The sequence below is a fragment of the Acinetobacter lwoffii genome (genome assembly GCF_019343495.1).
GTDB classification, from domain to species: Bacteria; Pseudomonadota; Gammaproteobacteria; order Pseudomonadales; family Moraxellaceae; genus Acinetobacter; species Acinetobacter lwoffii_P.
The window spans coordinates 1,629,691-1,645,988 of sequence record NZ_CP072549.1 but is presented as its reverse complement, the minus strand read 5'-3'; the positions used below and the strand labels follow the sequence as shown (position 1 = coordinate 1,645,988).

Genomic DNA, 16,298 nt, shown 5'->3' with positions numbered 1-16,298 from the left:
ATGAAAAAAGTATTAAAAACGCTCATAATTGCCGCTTTGGCAACACCTGCCTTAAGTTTTGCACAAACTGCAGCGACTACAACAATTGATAAAGTTCAGCAAGCGGTGGGTACGACTACTGCTCAAGTACAACGTACCGATGCACAAGTGACTGTGGCAAGCCCACGTACCGGCATCCGTTATACCTTTGCCAATCAGAATCGTCCGATTGTGTTGCAGACCGCTGCGATTGCAGCTGCTAATGCGGCAAATGCAGACCGTATTGTTGCTACTAATCCTGCACTTTCTAGTGCAAGTCAACAACAAGCGAAACAGGCTTTACTAAGCGAATCTGGACAACTTGCACAAAATTAAAAATATCTTAATTTTAAAAACGTAGAAACCAGTCTTGATGACTGGTTTTTTATTGTGAAAACCCATAACAAATCTCAGGCTGGCTCAGGCTTTGGCTCGATTTTTTGTTGCAGATCAACTAAGCTGTATTTTTCTAAAACTTCAATATTGGACTTTAAAATGGCAGTTGGTGACGTATCTATGCCACAGATGCATGTGGTGAAAGGGGTTAAAATTGGTTCGGCTGAAGCCTATGTGCGCTATCAGAACCGACGTGACCTGGTGATATTTGAACTGGCTGCAGGCTCCAATGTTGCTGGGGTGTTTACCCAGAATGCCTTTTGTGCAGCACCTGTGCATGTATCCAAAGCACATTTGCAAGCGGGAAATCCACGTTACCTGGTAATCAATACCGGCAATGCCAATGCAGGAACAGGTCCTACAGGCATGGCAAATGCAGAAGCCACCTGTGCCAAGTTAGCTGAACTTGCAGGCGTACAGGCTGCTGAAGTGTTGCCATTCTCGACTGGTGTGATTGGTGAGCAGCTTCCAATGGAGCGTTTGCTTACAGGTTTACAGCCTGCGCTGGATTCATTGCGTGATGATGCCTGGGGCGATGCAGCGACTGGAATCATGACCACAGATACCACTCCGAAAGGTGCGTCAGAACAGTTCGAGCTGGATGGTGTGACTTATACCATGACCGGTATTTCCAAAGGTGCAGGCATGATTCGCCCGAATATGGCGACCATGCTGGGCTATGTTGCGACGGATACACCGATCAGCCGTGAACTGGTTCAACAGTTATTAACTGAAACAGTCAATGTATCGTTTAACCGTATTACAATTGATGGCGATACCTCAACTAATGACTCGTGTATTTTTATTGCCACAGGTCAGGCCGGTGGTGCTGAAATCACTTCGACTGAAGATCCACGTTATGCAGTGGTGCTAGACGTATTGACACGTACCATGAAACGCCTTGCGCAACTGATTGTACGTGATGGTGAAGGTGCGACTAAATTCATTACCGTGACTGTAGAAGGTGGTGGCAATACTCAAGAGTGCTGCGATATTGCCTATAGCATTGCGCATTCACCGCTGGTCAAAACCGCAATCTTTGCTTCTGACCCAAACTGGGGCCGTATTCTGGCAGCGATTGGTTATGCCGGTGTGCCAAATTTAGACGTTGCAAAAATTCAGGTTTGGTTAGATGATGTACAAATCTGCAAAGATGGTGGTGCGGCAGCAGACTATACTGAAGCAGCCGGTGCACGTGTGATGGCCCAGGCTGAAATGACGATTCGTGTTGATCTTGGACGAGGTCAGGCAAAAGATACGGTTTATACCTGTGACCTGTCGTATGACTACGTAAAAATCAATGCAGATTATCGCTCATAATTCAGATCGTTTCTAAAGCCTCCGTTGTGGGGCTTTTTTTATACTTAATGATTTTTAATGACTGGTCAAAAATAGCATTTCGCCAGAGCTGACCGGGATGTAGGGTGAAAGGTTCATTGAATAGTGAACCATGAGGGTAGAGTAAGAATTGTGATGAATGATGCGACCAAATTAATAGCCAATGAAGCTAAATCGATTGTGCAGGCGCATTTAGATCGTTTAGGTGTTCCACAAGAACATCAAATGAGCCAGCAGGAAAAATTGGACAAATTTGCACAGATCAAGGCAGAGCTGGAAAAACAGGATGCTGTTTTGGTGGCGCATTATTATTGTGATCCTGAAGTGCAAGAACTGGCTGAACTGACCGGTGGCTGTGTTTCCGATTCACTGGAAATGGCGCGTTTTGGTCGCGATCATCCAGCTTCAACGCTTGTGGTAGCTGGTGTGAAATTTATGGGCGAAACCTCTAAAATTCTTTCACCCAATAAAACCGTGCTGATGCCAACTTTGGAAGCGACCTGTTCACTGGACTTAGGTTGTCCTGTCGATGAGTTTACCGCTTTTTGCGATGCGCACCCGGATCATACCGTGGTGGTTTATGCCAACACGTCAGCGGCCGTGAAAGCCCGAGCCGATTGGGTCGTCACTTCAAGTTGTGCAGTGGAAATTATCGAACATCTGGACAGTCTGGGCGAAAAAATCATCTGGGCACCCGATCAGCATCTGGGTCGTTATATCCAGAAAAAAACCGGTGCAGAGATGTTGCTCTGGGATGGTGCCTGTATCGTGCATGAAGAATTCCGTTCACGCGGTATTGCCAATATGAAAGCACTCTATCCAGATGCTGCGGTTCTGGTACATCCTGAATCACCGATGTCTGTAGTCGAGATTGCTGATGCCGTGGGTAGCACTTCGCAACTGATTAAAGCAGCGCAGACTTTGCCACATCAACGTTTAATCGTAGCTACTGATCGCGGTATTTTTTATAAAATGCAGCAGGCAGTGCCGGATAAAATTCTGATTGAAGCACCAACCGCAGGAGAGGGGGCAACTTGTCGTTCTTGTGCGCATTGTCCTTGGATGGCCATGAACGAGCTGGATGGTATCTTGCATGTGTTACAGCATAAAGATCAGGAAGTGCATGTCGATCCGGTACTTGCTGAACGAGCTAAACTGCCTCTAGATCGCATGCTGAACTTTAGTGCCGGACTAAAACGTTAAAATTTGTATAAAAAATGTCTGAAGCGATTGATAAATAAACGCTTGAAGCGTTTTTTCGGTTTTTTTTAAATATAGGTGTTGACGTCTCCGGGCGTCGCGCCTAGAATGCACACCGTACCGAACGATGTTCGATACGAAAGCTGAGATGAATCGGAGCATAGCACAGCCTGGTAGTGCACCTGGTTTGGGACCAGGGGGTCGTAGGTTCGAATCCTACTGCTCCGACCAATTCTTCAAGGCAAATGATGTTTGCATCAGTAACGCGCTTGTAGCTCAGTTGGATAGAGCATCCGCCTTCTAAGCGGATGGTCACAGGTTCGAATCCTGTCAGGCGCGCCATTTGGTCGCTTGATTTTAAGAATCAAAATGATGGTGGATGTAGCTCAGTTGGTAGAGCCCTGGATTGTGATTCCAGTTGTCGCGGGTTCGAATCCCGTCATTCACCCCAACTTTAAAAGTTGAAATCGGAGCATAGCACAGCCTGGTAGTGCACCTGGTTTGGGACCAGGGGGTCGTAGGTTCGAATCCTACTGCTCCGACCATCTCCTTCAAGATGGTCGAGATAAAAGATACCGCGTTAAGCGGTTTTTTTATGCCTGAAATTTGATAATACTCTAAAAATAATTTTACTCTTACATGAAAATCATTATAAAAATCTTGCGATTGTATAAATAATCATCGATATTTGTTTTTATGCTTCTAATCATTTATTTAAAACAATAAGAGGTGGTTTAGTGTCTGACTTAGCTCGATTTTATTTATTACATTTGCATTAAGAGCCTTGTATCAAAACCGGTTGATAAAGCCAATCAATCTATCTATTCAACTCAATTCAATGCGCTTACATCACGCACCCACTCTATATAAGAATTTAGTTCGTATCTATCTCAGGCAGCTCTTTCAACCAGCTGAATTAGGCAAGCGTTTAATTTTGGCTGTATGTGTAATATTGCCTGTAATAATCATTCCCATAGTAAGTACAGGAGTGATTTTTGATAATTTTTATGGATTCAATGGGAAGGAGGTAAACAAAATGTATTTTTCCTTAGTTTCACTATCTCCATTCTTGTGTATTTGGTGGCTGAGTTACAGGTTGAACTGAAAAGTAAATTTTTACAGCAAAATTGCTTTATGCGATTGCAAGGCGTTTCTCAGTGCCAGATTGGTCAAGCGCGATACATGACCTTATGTGGGCTGGGCTTTTTTATTTTGCTTCCTTGTTTGGGCGTGGTGATCTATGAGGTGAGCATGTTGCATGCTGTATTGTCACTATTTATGGGGTTGATCTTGCTATGTATAAATATTTTGATTAACTCTAAACCAGAGAAGTGCATGCAGTAGCAAAGTTATTCATGTTTATCCTGTATTGTATTGCCTTAAGGTTAATTTTAGGTCTAAATTTTTAATAAAGATTAAAACTTTTAATCCAAAACATTTCTTAAATAAAAAAAACATGGATGGATTTAAACTGATTCAGTCCCTTTACTGCTCAAGAAATGAAGAAAAGTGCGATTTTTGTAGAATAAATAAACAGTCGTGATATTTTTGCTGAATTATTTAAAAATAGGTGTTGCAAGCGTTCTGAAATGCTGTAGAATGCACATCCATCGGCGGTGATGAAGATTAAAACTTCTGATAAAACAGTGACTTAGTTAAGTTTGATTGAGTTGGGTTTTAGAAATAAAGTTTAAAAATAGTTTTCATTACTGGTTGACTTTCTAGAGATAGAGAGTAATATAGCCGACCTAGCTTGCTGGTGACGAATCAGCAAGAAGATCATTAAGAGATTATGAAGAACAACTTGTGTGGATTTTTACTGGTTGATTGATCGAAATTATTTTCATTGATTGATGGTAGAAATTACTCGAAGTTTATTTGAGAAATATTTGTCAGAAAATTGATGAGCCAAGATTGGTGCCCTTTAAGGCACTACATAGTATTAAACTGAAGAGTTTGATCATGGCTCAGATTGAACGCTGGCGGCAGGCTTAACACATGCAAGTCGAGCGGGGAAGAGTAGCTTGCTACTTTACCTAGCGGCGGACGGGTGAGTAATGCTTAGGAATCTGCCTATTAGTGGGGGACAACATCTCGAAAGGGATGCTAATACCGCATACGTCCTACGGGAGAAAGCAGGGGACCTTCGGGCCTTGCGCTAATAGATGAGCCTAAGTCGGATTAGCTAGTTGGTGGGGTAAAGGCCTACCAAGGCGACGATCTGTAGCGGGTCTGAGAGGATGATCCGCCACACTGGGACTGAGACACGGCCCAGACTCCTACGGGAGGCAGCAGTGGGGAATATTGGACAATGGGGGGAACCCTGATCCAGCCATGCCGCGTGTGTGAAGAAGGCCTTTTGGTTGTAAAGCACTTTAAGCGAGGAGGAGGCTACCGAGATTAATACTCTTGGATAGTGGACGTTACTCGCAGAATAAGCACCGGCTAACTCTGTGCCAGCAGCCGCGGTAATACAGAGGGTGCAAGCGTTAATCGGATTTACTGGGCGTAAAGCGCGCGTAGGTGGCCAATTAAGTCAAATGTGAAATCCCCGAGCTTAACTTGGGAATTGCATTCGATACTGGTTGGCTAGAGTATGGGAGAGGATGGTAGAATTCCAGGTGTAGCGGTGAAATGCGTAGAGATCTGGAGGAATACCGATGGCGAAGGCAGCCATCTGGCCTAATACTGACACTGAGGTGCGAAAGCATGGGGAGCAAACAGGATTAGATACCCTGGTAGTCCATGCCGTAAACGATGTCTACTAGCCGTTGGGGCCTTTGAGGCTTTAGTGGCGCAGCTAACGCGATAAGTAGACCGCCTGGGGAGTACGGTCGCAAGACTAAAACTCAAATGAATTGACGGGGGCCCGCACAAGCGGTGGAGCATGTGGTTTAATTCGATGCAACGCGAAGAACCTTACCTGGTCTTGACATAGTAAGAACTTTCCAGAGATGGATTGGTGCCTTCGGGAACTTACATACAGGTGCTGCATGGCTGTCGTCAGCTCGTGTCGTGAGATGTTGGGTTAAGTCCCGCAACGAGCGCAACCCTTTTCCTTATTTGCCAGCGGGTTAAGCCGGGAACTTTAAGGATACTGCCAGTGACAAACTGGAGGAAGGCGGGGACGACGTCAAGTCATCATGGCCCTTACGACCAGGGCTACACACGTGCTACAATGGTCGGTACAAAGGGTTGCTACCTCGCGAGAGGATGCTAATCTCAAAAAGCCGATCGTAGTCCGGATTGGAGTCTGCAACTCGACTCCATGAAGTCGGAATCGCTAGTAATCGCGGATCAGAATGCCGCGGTGAATACGTTCCCGGGCCTTGTACACACCGCCCGTCACACCATGGGAGTTTGTTGCACCAGAAGTAGGTAGTCTAACCTTAGGGGGGACGCTTACCACGGTGTGGCAGATGACTGGGGTGAAGTCGTAACAAGGTAGCCGTAGGGGAACCTGCGGCTGGATCACCTCCTTAACGAAAGATTGACGATTGGTAAGAATCCACAACAAGTTGTTCTTCATACGATGTATCTGAGGGTCTGTAGCTCAGTTGGTTAGAGCACACGCTTGATAAGCGTGGGGTCACAAGTTCAAGTCTTGTCAGACCCACCACTACTGACGAAGTACGGAAAATCAGAAACATTGACTTATTGATAAGCTGGGGACTTAGCTTAGTTGGTAGAGCGCCTGCTTTGCACGCAGGAGGTCAGGAGTTCGACTCTCCTAGTCTCCACCACGTATCCTTCGGATACGTAATAAGCAAACGATCAGATAGCTTATAGAGCTTAGTGATAAAGCAGCGTATAATGCGCGGCATTGTTATTAACCTCTGTGATTTATCACAGTTTCCTGACCTGACGAAGGCTGGAAAAATCATTAACAGAATATATTTGAGTTGAAATAATTTGTTCAAACTCGTTTCAAGTAGGCAACTACAAGAAATGAGTTCTAGCGAAATTAACTGAATCAAGCGTTTTGGTATATGAATCTAATTGAAGCTGTACTGTAGTTAAATCTACGAAACGCCAACTGTATGAGAGTGTTGAAAGACACGATCTGTTGCTTATCCTACTTGTAAGGATAAACGACTGTTTGGGGTTGTATAGTCAAGTAATTAAGTGCATGTGGTGGATGCCTTGGCAGTCAGAGGCGAAGAAAGACGTGATAGCCTGCGAAAAGCTCCGGGGAGGCGGCAAATATCCTGTGATCCGGAGATGTCTGAATGGGGAAACCCACTTACCATAAGGTAGGTATTGCAACATGAATACATAGTGTTGCAAGGCGAACGAGGGGAAGTGAAACATCTCAGTACCCTTAGGAAAAGAAATCAATTGAGATTCCCTCAGTAGCGGCGAGCGAAAGGGGAAGAGCCCATTAAGTCATATAAGTTCTAGTGGAACGCTCTGGGAAGTGCGACCGTAGACGGTGATAGTCCTGTACACGAAAGGGCTTATATGATGATGTCGAGTAGGGCGAGGCACGTGAAACCTTGTCTGAATATGGGGGGACCATCCTCCAAGGCTAAATACTCCTGACTGACCGATAGTGAACCAGTACCGTGAGGGAAAGGCGAAAAGAACCCCTGTGAGGGGAGTGAAATAGATCCTGAAACCGCATGCATACAAGCAGTGGGAGCCGGCTTAGTCCGGTGACTGCGTACCTTTTGTATAATGGGTCAGCGACTTATATTCAGTAGCGAGGTTAACCGAATAGGGGAGCCGTAGGGAAACCGAGTCTTAATAGGGCGTTTAGTTGCTGGGTATAGACCCGAAACCAGGTGATCTATCCATGAGCAGGTTGAAGGTTGGGTAACACTAACTGGAGGACCGAACCCACTGTCGTTGAAAAGCCAGGGGATGACTTGTGGATAGGGGTGAAAGGCTAATCAAACTTGGTGATAGCTGGTTCTCCCCGAAAGCTATTTAGGTAGCGCCTCGGACGAATACCATTGGGGGTAGAGCACTGTTTCGGCTAGGGGGTCATCCCGACTTACCAAACCGATGCAAACTCCGAATACCAATGAGTACTATCCGGGAGACAGACTGCGGGTGCTAACGTCCGTAGTCAAGAGGAAAACAATCCAGACCGCCAGCTAAGGCCCCAAAATTATAGTTAAGTGGGAAACGATGTGGGAAGGCATAGACAGCTAGGAGGTTGGCTTAGAAGCAGCCACCCTTTAAAGAAAGCGTAATAGCTCACTAGTCGAGTCGGCCTGCGCGGAAGATGTAACGGGGCTAAAACTATATGCCGAAGCTGCGGATGCATAATTTATTATGCGTGGTAGGGGAGCGTTCTGTAAGCCGATGAAGGTGGATTGAGAAGTCTGCTGGAGGTATCAGAAGTGCGAATGCTGACGTGAGTAACGACAATGCGAGTGAAAAACTCGCACGCTGAAAGACCAAGGGTTCCAGTCCAACGTTAATCGGGGCTGGGTGAGTCGACCCCTAAGGCGAGGCCGAGAGGCGTAGTCGATGGGAAATTGGTTAATATTCCAATACTTCTGTGTAATGCGATGAGAGGACGGAGAAGGTTAAGTCAGCCTGGCGTTGGTTGTCCAGGTGGAAGGTTGTAGGCATGTATCTTAGGCAAATCCGGGGTACTCTATGCTGAGAACTGATAGCAAGCTGTACTTGTACAGTGAAGTGGCTGATACCATGCTTCCAGGAAAAGTCTCTAAGCTTCAGTTACACAGGAATCGTACCCGAAACCGACACAGGTGGTCAGGTCGAGTAGACCAAAGCGCTTGAGAGAACTCTGCTGAAGGAACTAGGCAAAATGGTACCGTAACTTCGGGAGAAGGTACGCTGTTGTCGGTGATAGGACTTGCTCCTTGAGCGGGCGACAGCCTCAGAAACCAGGCCCCTGCAACTGTTTATTAAAAACATAGCACTCTGCAAACACGAAAGTGGACGTATAGGGTGTGATGCCTGCCCGGTGCTGGAAGGTTAATTGATGGGGTTAGCGTAAGCGAAGCTCTTGATCGAAGCCCCAGTAAACGGCGGCCGTAACTATAACGGTCCTAAGGTAGCGAAATTCCTTGTCGGGTAAGTTCCGACCTGCACGAATGGCATAATGATGGGGGCGCTGTCTCCAGCAGAGACTCAGTGAAATCGAATTCGCCGTGAAGATGCGGTGTACCCGCGGCTAGACGGAAAGACCCCGTGAACCTTTACTGCAGCTTGACATTGAACTTTGATCTTACTTGTGTAGGATAGGTGGGAGGCTTTGAAGTCGCGACGCTAGTTGCGATGGAGCCGTCCTTGAAATACCACCCTGGTAATATTGAGGTTCTAACTCTGTCCCGTTATCCGGGACGAGGACCATGTCTGGTGGGTAGTTTGACTGGGGCGGTCTCCTCCTAAAGAGTAACGGAGGAGTACGAAGGTGCGCTCAGCGTGGTCGGAAATCACGCGTAGAGTATAAAGGCAAAAGCGCGCTTAACTGCGAGACCCACAAGTCGAGCAGGTACGAAAGTAGGTCTTAGTGATCCGGTGGTTCTGTATGGAAGGGCCATCGCTCAACGGATAAAAGGTACTCTGGGGATAACAGGCTGATACCGCCCAAGAGTTCATATCGACGGCGGTGTTTGGCACCTCGATGTCGGCTCATCTCATCCTGGGGCTGAAGCAGGTCCCAAGGGTATGGCTGTTCGCCATTTAAAGAGGTACGCGAGCTGGGTTTAGAACGTCGTGAGACAGTTCGGTCCCTATCTACCGTGGGCGTTGGAAATTTGAGAGGATCTGCTCCTAGTACGAGAGGACCAGAGTGGACGAACCTCTGGTGTACCGGTTGTCACGCCAGTGGCATCGCCGGGTAGCTATGTTCGGAAGGGATAACCGCTGAAAGCATCTAAGCGGGAAGCCTACCTCAAGATAAGATTTCCCCGAGACTTTATGTCTCCTAAAGAGCCGTTGAAGACTACGACGTTGATAGGTTGGATGTGGAAGCATAGTGATATGTGAAGCTGACCAATACTAATTGCTCGTGAGGCTTGACTATACAACACCCAAACAGTTGTTGTACGAACTTCGAAAGAAGTGAGGATCAATTGATTCGATATTAAGCAAAACAGCTTGATTTAGTGAACGCTAAAGAACAAAATACCCAACTCAGATATACCTGTTAATGAATTCTATTTGGTAGAAAGCAAGGCATCTCAATAAGACCTAGCAAGTATCCATAAACAGTTGTGCTGGCGACCATAGCAAGAGTGAACCACCTGATCCCTTCCCGAACTCAGAAGTGAAACCTCTTAGCGCTGATGGTAGTGTGGGGTTACCCATGTGAGAGTAAGTCATCGCCAGCTCATTATTCGAAATCCCCCTCCGCATACGCAGAGGGGGATTTTTTTATTCAAAAATTATTAGTCGTAAAAGACTAGAAATTTAAAATCCAGTTTGTATGTTTTTTGGTAAATCTGTGTTATAAAAAATAAAACGGCATAAAAATTGCTTATAAAACGGGATTTTCTATTAAGGGGGGTAACAATGAGATTATCAGTGGGCATAAAAATTGCGAACTCGCTGTCATTAACTCCACAATTACAGCAAGCAATTCGGCTATTACAACTTTCAAGTCTGGAATTGGAACAAGAAGTTCAGTTGCAACTTGATAGTAATCCTCTATTAGAAAAAGTTGAAGAGCAAATTACCCTTGAAAGCTTATCTACAATTGAATCAAATAATGAAAATAACGATCTAACCAATCAACTTAACGCCGATCATCTTCCTGATGACTTACCTGTAGATACCGATTGGGATGATGTTTATACCCATCAACCTACAAGTCTGGGGGCAGCCGAGTTCGAAGAGCGTGAAGATAATCGTCAAGGACATCAGAGCCTGCAAGAATATATGCTAGAACAAATTAATCTGTTGAATTTTTCACAGGTTGATAAATTAATCGCTTATTGCATCGTGGATTCTTTAGACGACAAAGGTTTTTTAGATGCAGAGTTGAGTGAAATTACTGCATCGGTACAACATTTACTCTCTTCTATAGGGTCTGAAGAAGAAATTGAAGATGATGAGGTTGCCGTTGTATTAAAGCATATCCAGCGTTTGGATCCGGTAGGTGTAGGTTCTAGAAGCTTGGCAGAATGCCTATTGGTTCAACTTGATAATTTACCTGCGTCAACCCCTTGCCGAAATGATGCGATCAAACTTCTGCAACATTATGAATTGTTGATTACCAATGAGCTTCCTAAGCTGATCAAACAGACTGGCTTAAATCCAGAACAGTTGCGCTGTGCTGTAGATTTGCTAAAAACCTTAAAACCGCATCCAGGTCTGGAATTTGAAAACAAGGAATCGGATTATCAGGTGCCAGATGTTGTGGTGATGAAAAAGAATAACTGCTGGCAAGTCAATTTAAACTCGGATGTACTGCCAAAGTTACGCGTCAATTCTTTTTATGCCAAAATGATTCGTCGTGCAGATCAAAGCGATGATAATCAGTACCTGCGTAATCAGATGCTGGAAGCGAAGAACTTTATCAAAAGTATCGATGAACGGCATAAAACATTATTGAAAGTCGCGACTTGTATTGTAGAACATCAAAAAATGTTCTTGGAAATTGGGGCGGAAGGCATGAAACCTCTGGTTTTAAGAGATATTGCCGAAGAAGTCGAATTGCATGAATCTACAGTTTCTCGTGTAACCACCAATAAATATATGCTGACCCCACGTGGATTGTTCGAGTTGAAATATTTCTTCTCGAGTCATGTCGGGACTACATCAGGTGGTGAAGCATCTTCTACTGCTATCCGTGCCAAAATCAAAAAACTGATTTCCGAAGAAAATGCCCGTAAGCCTCTGTCTGATAATGCACTTGCCAATATGTTAAAAGATGAAGGCATTGATGTGGCACGACGTACGGTGGCGAAATATCGTGAATCGTTACATATTCCTTCATCTTCTGAGCGAAAAGTCTTGATCTAAAATTTGAAATCTGGCTATTCTAGAGATTCATTATGACAACATAATGAATCTTTTTTCTTTTGAGGATCAGTAAGATTGATTTGATTCAGGACTTAAAATACGGATATTTTATTTATAAGTTACTGTATTTAAATTATTTTATATTGAGACTCTTCTAATCCTAACGAAGGTGAGGGATAGAACTATGCAAATAACAATTCGTGGACATCATTTATCGATTACGCCAGCTATTGAAGAAAGTATAAAAACCAAGTTTTCACAGATGACGAAGCACCTAGATCAGGTGAATAGTATGCAAGTGAAACTCTCGAAAGATCATCAAATTGATAAACGCTCTAGAAAGGGCAGTAGTAATCATATCGCAGAGGCTATTATCCGATTACCGGGCATTGAATTTTTTGCTCACGCCACCGCAGATGATATGTATACCTCAATTAAAATATTGACCGAAAAATTGAAACGGCAGATTGATCGATACCGGGAAATGCATTTACAGCAGCATCCTTTAGCTCTATAAAGGACAAATGATGAAAAAGAGGTTTTAAAAGCCTCTTTTTTTTATATATATAATGTATGGATCCATGAATTATTTTTGCTATTTATAGTAAAATGGCTCGTTTTACACCCTTAGTCCTATAAGAGGTCTTGTGATGAATAATGAACAGCTCGCTGAAATTTTAGAAGCCGCTTTTCCAGAGGCGGATGTTGCTGTGAGTGGTCAGGGCGGAAAATTTGATCTCCGTATTGTGGATGATCAATTTGAAGGTAAGCGTCCAGTTGCACGCCAACAAGCTGTTTATGCTCCTCTCAATGCCCATATTGCCAGTGGTGCAGTTCACGCAGTAACGATTCGCGCGATGACAAAAGAAGAATGGCGCAAAGCAAGCTTATTTGGAGCTTAATCATTTAATGGATAAATTTTTAATTCAGGGCGGTATCAAGCTCGAAGGTGAAGTGCGCATTTCTGGTGCAAAGAATGCAGCACTTCCATTATTGGCAGCAATGATTCTTGCTGATACCCCGATTACGCTCAGAAATGTTCCTAATCTAAAAGATGTCAATACGTTGGTGAAGCTGATTGCTGGTCTTGGGATCACCATGACTTATGAAGGCGATACGGTTGTTGCTGATACTTCTACATTAGATAACCAGTTCGCACCGTATGAGCTCGTAAAAACTATGCGTGCTTCTATTTTGGTGCTTGGTCCATTATTGGCGCGCTATGGCAGTGCAAAAGTGTCTTTACCAGGCGGTTGTGCGATTGGTTCCCGTCCTGTCGATCAGCATTTGAAAGCTTTAGAAGCTTTAGGCGCCGAGATTGAAGTCGAAGCCGGTTATGTACATGCCAAAGTCGATGGTCGCCTGAAAGGTGGTGAAGTTGTCTTTGATATGGTGACTGTGGGTGGGACAGAAAATATTCTGATGGCTGCCGTGTTGGCCGATGGTGTGACCACGATTCGCAATGCAGCACGTGAACCTGAGATCACTGATCTTGCGCAAATGCTGATCAAGATGGGTGCCAAGATTGAAGGTCTGGATACCGATACTTTAATTGTGACCGGTGTCGAACGTCTGCATGGCTGTGAATATGCGGTTGTTGCTGACCGGATTGAAACCGGTTCATATCTGGCAGCAGCAGCGATCACTGGCGGTCGTATCAAAACCACGCATACTGATCCGTCCCTGATGGAAGCGGTGCTGGACAAGTTTGAAGAAATGGGCGCAGAAGTGACCCGTGGTGACGACTGGATTGAACTGGATATGCTGGGTAAACGTCCGAAAGCTGCCAGCTTCCAAACCTTACCACATCCAGAATTTCCAACCGATATGCAAGCCCAGATTATGGCTGTGAATGCCATTGCTCAAGGCTTTGCGACAATTTCTGAAACGATTTTTGAAAACCGTTTCATGCATGTTCCTGAATTGGCACGTATGGGTGCCAATATTCAGGTAGAAGGTAATGATGCTGTGGTAACGGGTGTAGAAAAACTTTCTGCCGCACCCGTAATGGCAACAGATTTACGTGCTTCGTTCTCTTTGGTGCTGGCAGCACTTGCCGCTGAAGGTGAAACGCTGATTGACCGCATTTATCATATTGACCGCGGTTATGAAGATGTAGAAGCAAAGTTACAAAGTTTAGGTGCCCAAATTAAGCGAGTAAATTAATGAGCGATATGAGAAACGATGATCCAAACTTTGACGTAATGGGCAATTTTGATCATGGTTTAACTTTGGCATTAAGTAAGGGGCGTATCTTAAAAGAGACTTTACCTTTGCTAGAAACAGCAGGGATTAATCTTTTAGAAGATCCTGATAAATCTCGTAAACTGATTTTCCCGACCACGCATAAACAGGTTCGTATATTAATTTTACGTGCTTCAGATGTACCGACTTATGTTGAAAATGGTGCAGCCGATATTGGTGTGGCCGGTAAAGATGTATTGATGGAACATGGCGCGCAAAACGTCTATGAACCATTGGACCTGAAAATTGCGGTATGTAAATTGATGACTGCCGGTAAGGTAGGGATGCAACGTCCTAAAGGTCGCTTAAAAATTGCGACCAAGTACGTGAATTTGACCCGTCAATACTATGCCAGCCTGGGTGAGCAAGTAGATGTGATCAAGCTGTATGGCTCCATGGAACTTGCGCCACTGGTTGGTCTGGGTGATTACATTGTTGACGTCGTAGATACAGGCAATACCTTGCGTGCTAATGGTTTAGAGCCACTTGAAGAAATCTGTAAAGTATCTTCGCGTTTAATCGTAAACAAAGCTAGCTTCAAGCGTAAGCAAGCATTGTTAAATCCGATTCTGGCACAGCTTGAAAAAGCCGTGGAAGAACGTGAAAAGGCCAAACAGGCCTAAATTTGTTGCATAAAAAAACCGTCCTCTTAGGGTGGTTTTTTTATTCGATTGAACATAAATATGATGTGAATTCTTTCATCAATTTTACCAAAAGTTATTTCCAATAAAACTCATAGGGCTAGAGCACTATAGCTGCCGACAAAAGTCTGGAAAACAGGTAAACTAAAGCCTTCGAATTCAAACCTGATGGGTAAATTGATGCGACGTTTATCGACCCAAGATCAAAACTTCAAGCAAGCTTTTGCTGACTTGTTGGCTTTTGAAACTGTTAATGATCCTGAACTTTTAAAAACTGTAGATCAAATTATTGCTGATGTTCGTCAGCATGGTGATGCTCAAGTTCTTAAACTCACTCAACAGTTCGATCGACATCCGGCGCATCAATTTTCAGAGCTTGAACTGACCCAGGAACAATTGAAAGCAGCATTTGATGGTCTAAGCACGGAAGTCCGGGAAGCGCTTGAACTTGCAGCGAATCGTATTCGGGAATTCCACCAAGCACAAAAGCAAGATGGCTGGACTTATGTCGATGCCTTGGGCAATACGCTCGGTCAGAAAGTGACTCCACTGGATCGTGTGGGGATTTATGTACCGGGTGGTCTGGCGTCTTATCCATCTTCAGTATTGATGAATGCGGTGCCTGCACATGTGGCGGGTGTTCCTGAAATTATTATGGTGGTACCTGCGCCGAATGGTGATTTAAACCCATTGGTACTGGCGGCTGCATATCTGGCAGGCGTAACGCGTGTCTTTACCATTGGTGGCGCGCAAGCGGTTGCGGCATTGGCTTATGGTACAGAAACTGTCCCAGCAGTAGATAAAATTACTGGCCCGGGCAACCGTTTTGTTGCTGCAGCAAAACGTGCAGTGTTTGGTCAGGTCGGCATCGACATGATTGCAGGGCCTTCTGAAATTTTGGTATATGCCGAAGGCCAAAATAATGCTGAATGGCTGGCCATGGATTTACTTTCGCAAGCTGAGCATGACACTGTGGCACAGGCTATTTTCATCACACCAGATGAACAGTTGCTGAATGATGTTGAGCAGGCGATTGAAATGCATCTAGCAACATTACCGAAGGCAGAAATTGCCCGTACCTCGATTGCCAATCGTGGTGCTTTGGTCTTGGTGAAAGACCGTCAAGAAGCGTCAGATTTGATTAATCAGGTGGCGCCTGAGCATTTGATGTTGTGTTTAGATGATGCAGAAGCAATGTCTGATAGCATTCGTCATGCAGGTGCGATCTTTATGGGGCGTTATACGCCTGAAGCCATTGGTGATTACTGTGCCGGGCCAAACCATGTCTTGCCAACTTCAGGTACTGCGCGTTTTTCATCGCCACTTGGTGTCTATGATTTCCAGAAGCGCTCAAGCCTGATCATGTGCTCACAAGAAGGTGTAAAAACTTTAGCAAAAACCGCGGATATCTTGGCGCAACAAGAAAACCTGGATGCGCATGCGCGTTCAGCACGTTATCGTTATCAATCATAAATAGCATTACCACCTCTCCCTGACCCTCTCCTAAAAGGAGAG

The 16,298-nt window shown here is 44.8% G+C and carries 9 protein-coding genes, 6 tRNA genes and 3 rRNA genes; all 18 read left to right on the top strand.

The window, feature by feature from the left end; genetic code table 11:
• The 18 genes from J7649_RS07740 to hisD all read left to right on the top strand — a co-directional run bounded on the left by J7649_RS07740 (position 1) and on the right by hisD (position 16,256).
• Positions 1-354 carry a hypothetical protein gene (locus J7649_RS07740; RefSeq protein WP_005106111.1) on the top strand — a complete coding sequence of 118 codons (354 nt, stop codon included), beginning with the start codon at positions 1-3 and terminating at the stop codon, positions 352-354.
• Positions 355-513: 159 nt separating this feature from the next.
• Positions 514-1,734, top strand: coding sequence for a bifunctional glutamate N-acetyltransferase/amino-acid acetyltransferase ArgJ (argJ, locus tag J7649_RS07735; protein ID WP_005252791.1), 1,221 nt, complete (start codon positions 514-516; stop codon positions 1,732-1,734).
• A gap of 153 nt (positions 1,735-1,887) precedes the next feature.
• The gene (gene nadA / locus J7649_RS07730; RefSeq protein WP_219307218.1) at positions 1,888-2,955 is read left to right on the top strand and encodes a quinolinate synthase NadA; all 1,068 of its coding nucleotides are present in this window, start codon (positions 1,888-1,890) and stop codon (positions 2,953-2,955) included.
• 151 nt (positions 2,956-3,106) lie between these two features.
• Positions 3,107-3,183, top strand: a tRNA-Pro gene (locus J7649_RS07725).
• Positions 3,184-3,217: 34 nt separating this feature from the next.
• Positions 3,218-3,294, top strand: a tRNA-Arg gene (locus J7649_RS07720).
• A 33-nt stretch (positions 3,295-3,327) separates the two neighbouring features.
• Positions 3,328-3,403, top strand: a tRNA-His gene (locus tag J7649_RS07715).
• A gap of 17 nt (positions 3,404-3,420) precedes the next feature.
• Positions 3,421-3,497: transfer RNA gene (locus tag J7649_RS07710), tRNA-Pro, on the top strand.
• Positions 3,498-4,896: 1,399 nt separating this feature from the next.
• Positions 4,897-6,434, top strand: a 16S ribosomal RNA gene (locus J7649_RS07705).
• Between the two features lie 60 nt (positions 6,435-6,494).
• Positions 6,495-6,571: transfer RNA gene (locus tag J7649_RS07700), tRNA-Ile, on the top strand.
• Between the two features lie 48 nt (positions 6,572-6,619).
• Positions 6,620-6,695 (top strand) — tRNA-Ala (locus J7649_RS07695).
• Positions 6,696-7,063: 368 nt separating this feature from the next.
• Positions 7,064-9,958: ribosomal RNA gene (locus tag J7649_RS07690) — 23S ribosomal RNA — on the top strand.
• A 192-nt stretch (positions 9,959-10,150) separates the two neighbouring features.
• A 5S ribosomal RNA gene (gene rrf / locus J7649_RS07685) occupies positions 10,151-10,265 on the top strand.
• The 16S, 23S and 5S rRNA genes sit together here with 2 tRNA genes alongside, the layout of an rRNA operon.
• 181 nt (positions 10,266-10,446) lie before the next feature.
• Positions 10,447-11,898: an RNA polymerase factor sigma-54 gene (locus J7649_RS07680; protein ID WP_219307216.1), complete on the top strand. Its 1,452-nt coding sequence runs from the start codon at positions 10,447-10,449 to the stop codon at positions 11,896-11,898.
• A gap of 184 nt (positions 11,899-12,082) precedes the next feature.
• Positions 12,083-12,415, top strand: a complete 333-nt coding sequence (gene hpf, locus J7649_RS07675) for a ribosome hibernation-promoting factor, HPF/YfiA family (RefSeq protein WP_004730744.1) — start codon at positions 12,083-12,085, stop codon at positions 12,413-12,415.
• Positions 12,416-12,548: 133 nt separating this feature from the next.
• Positions 12,549-12,800 carry a BolA family iron metabolism protein IbaG gene (ibaG, locus tag J7649_RS07670; protein WP_004730742.1) on the top strand — a complete coding sequence of 84 codons (252 nt, stop codon included), beginning with the start codon at positions 12,549-12,551 and terminating at the stop codon, positions 12,798-12,800.
• A 7-nt stretch (positions 12,801-12,807) separates the two neighbouring features.
• On the top strand, positions 12,808-14,064 hold the full coding sequence (murA, locus tag J7649_RS07665; RefSeq protein ID WP_219307214.1) for a UDP-N-acetylglucosamine 1-carboxyvinyltransferase: 1,257 nt from the start codon (positions 12,808-12,810) through the stop codon (positions 14,062-14,064).
• Entirely contained in the window at positions 14,064-14,765 is a 702-nt protein-coding gene (gene hisG / locus J7649_RS07660; RefSeq protein ID WP_004646025.1) for an ATP phosphoribosyltransferase, read from the top strand. Before murA ends, hisG begins: the two co-directional genes overlap by 1 nt.
• Positions 14,766-14,951: 186 nt before the next feature.
• Positions 14,952-16,256 carry a histidinol dehydrogenase gene (gene hisD / locus J7649_RS07655; RefSeq protein ID WP_219307212.1) on the top strand — a complete coding sequence of 435 codons (1,305 nt, stop codon included), beginning with the start codon at positions 14,952-14,954 and terminating at the stop codon, positions 16,254-16,256.
• The last annotated feature ends 42 nt before the right edge of the window (positions 16,257-16,298 follow it).

Bases quoted from the DNA above. Each gene is read 5' to 3' on its own strand.
- hpf (WP_004730744.1), top strand. From the start codon at position 12,083: ATGCAAATAACAATTCGTGGACATCATTTATCGATTACGCCAGCTATT.
- J7649_RS07680 (WP_219307216.1), top strand. From the start codon at position 10,447: ATGAGATTATCAGTGGGCATAAAAATTGCGAACTCGCTGTCATTAACT.
- murA (WP_219307214.1), top strand. From the start codon at position 12,808: ATGGATAAATTTTTAATTCAGGGCGGTATCAAGCTCGAAGGTGAAGTG.
- ibaG (WP_004730742.1), top strand. From the start codon at position 12,549: ATGAATAATGAACAGCTCGCTGAAATTTTAGAAGCCGCTTTTCCAGAG.
- hisG (WP_004646025.1), top strand. From the start codon at position 14,064: ATGAGCGATATGAGAAACGATGATCCAAACTTTGACGTAATGGGCAAT.
- nadA (WP_219307218.1), top strand. From the start codon at position 1,888: ATGAATGATGCGACCAAATTAATAGCCAATGAAGCTAAATCGATTGTG.
- J7649_RS07740 (WP_005106111.1), top strand. From the start codon at position 1: ATGAAAAAAGTATTAAAAACGCTCATAATTGCCGCTTTGGCAACACCT.
- argJ (WP_005252791.1), top strand. From the start codon at position 514: ATGGCAGTTGGTGACGTATCTATGCCACAGATGCATGTGGTGAAAGGG.
- hisD (WP_219307212.1), top strand. From the start codon at position 14,952: ATGGGTAAATTGATGCGACGTTTATCGACCCAAGATCAAAACTTCAAG.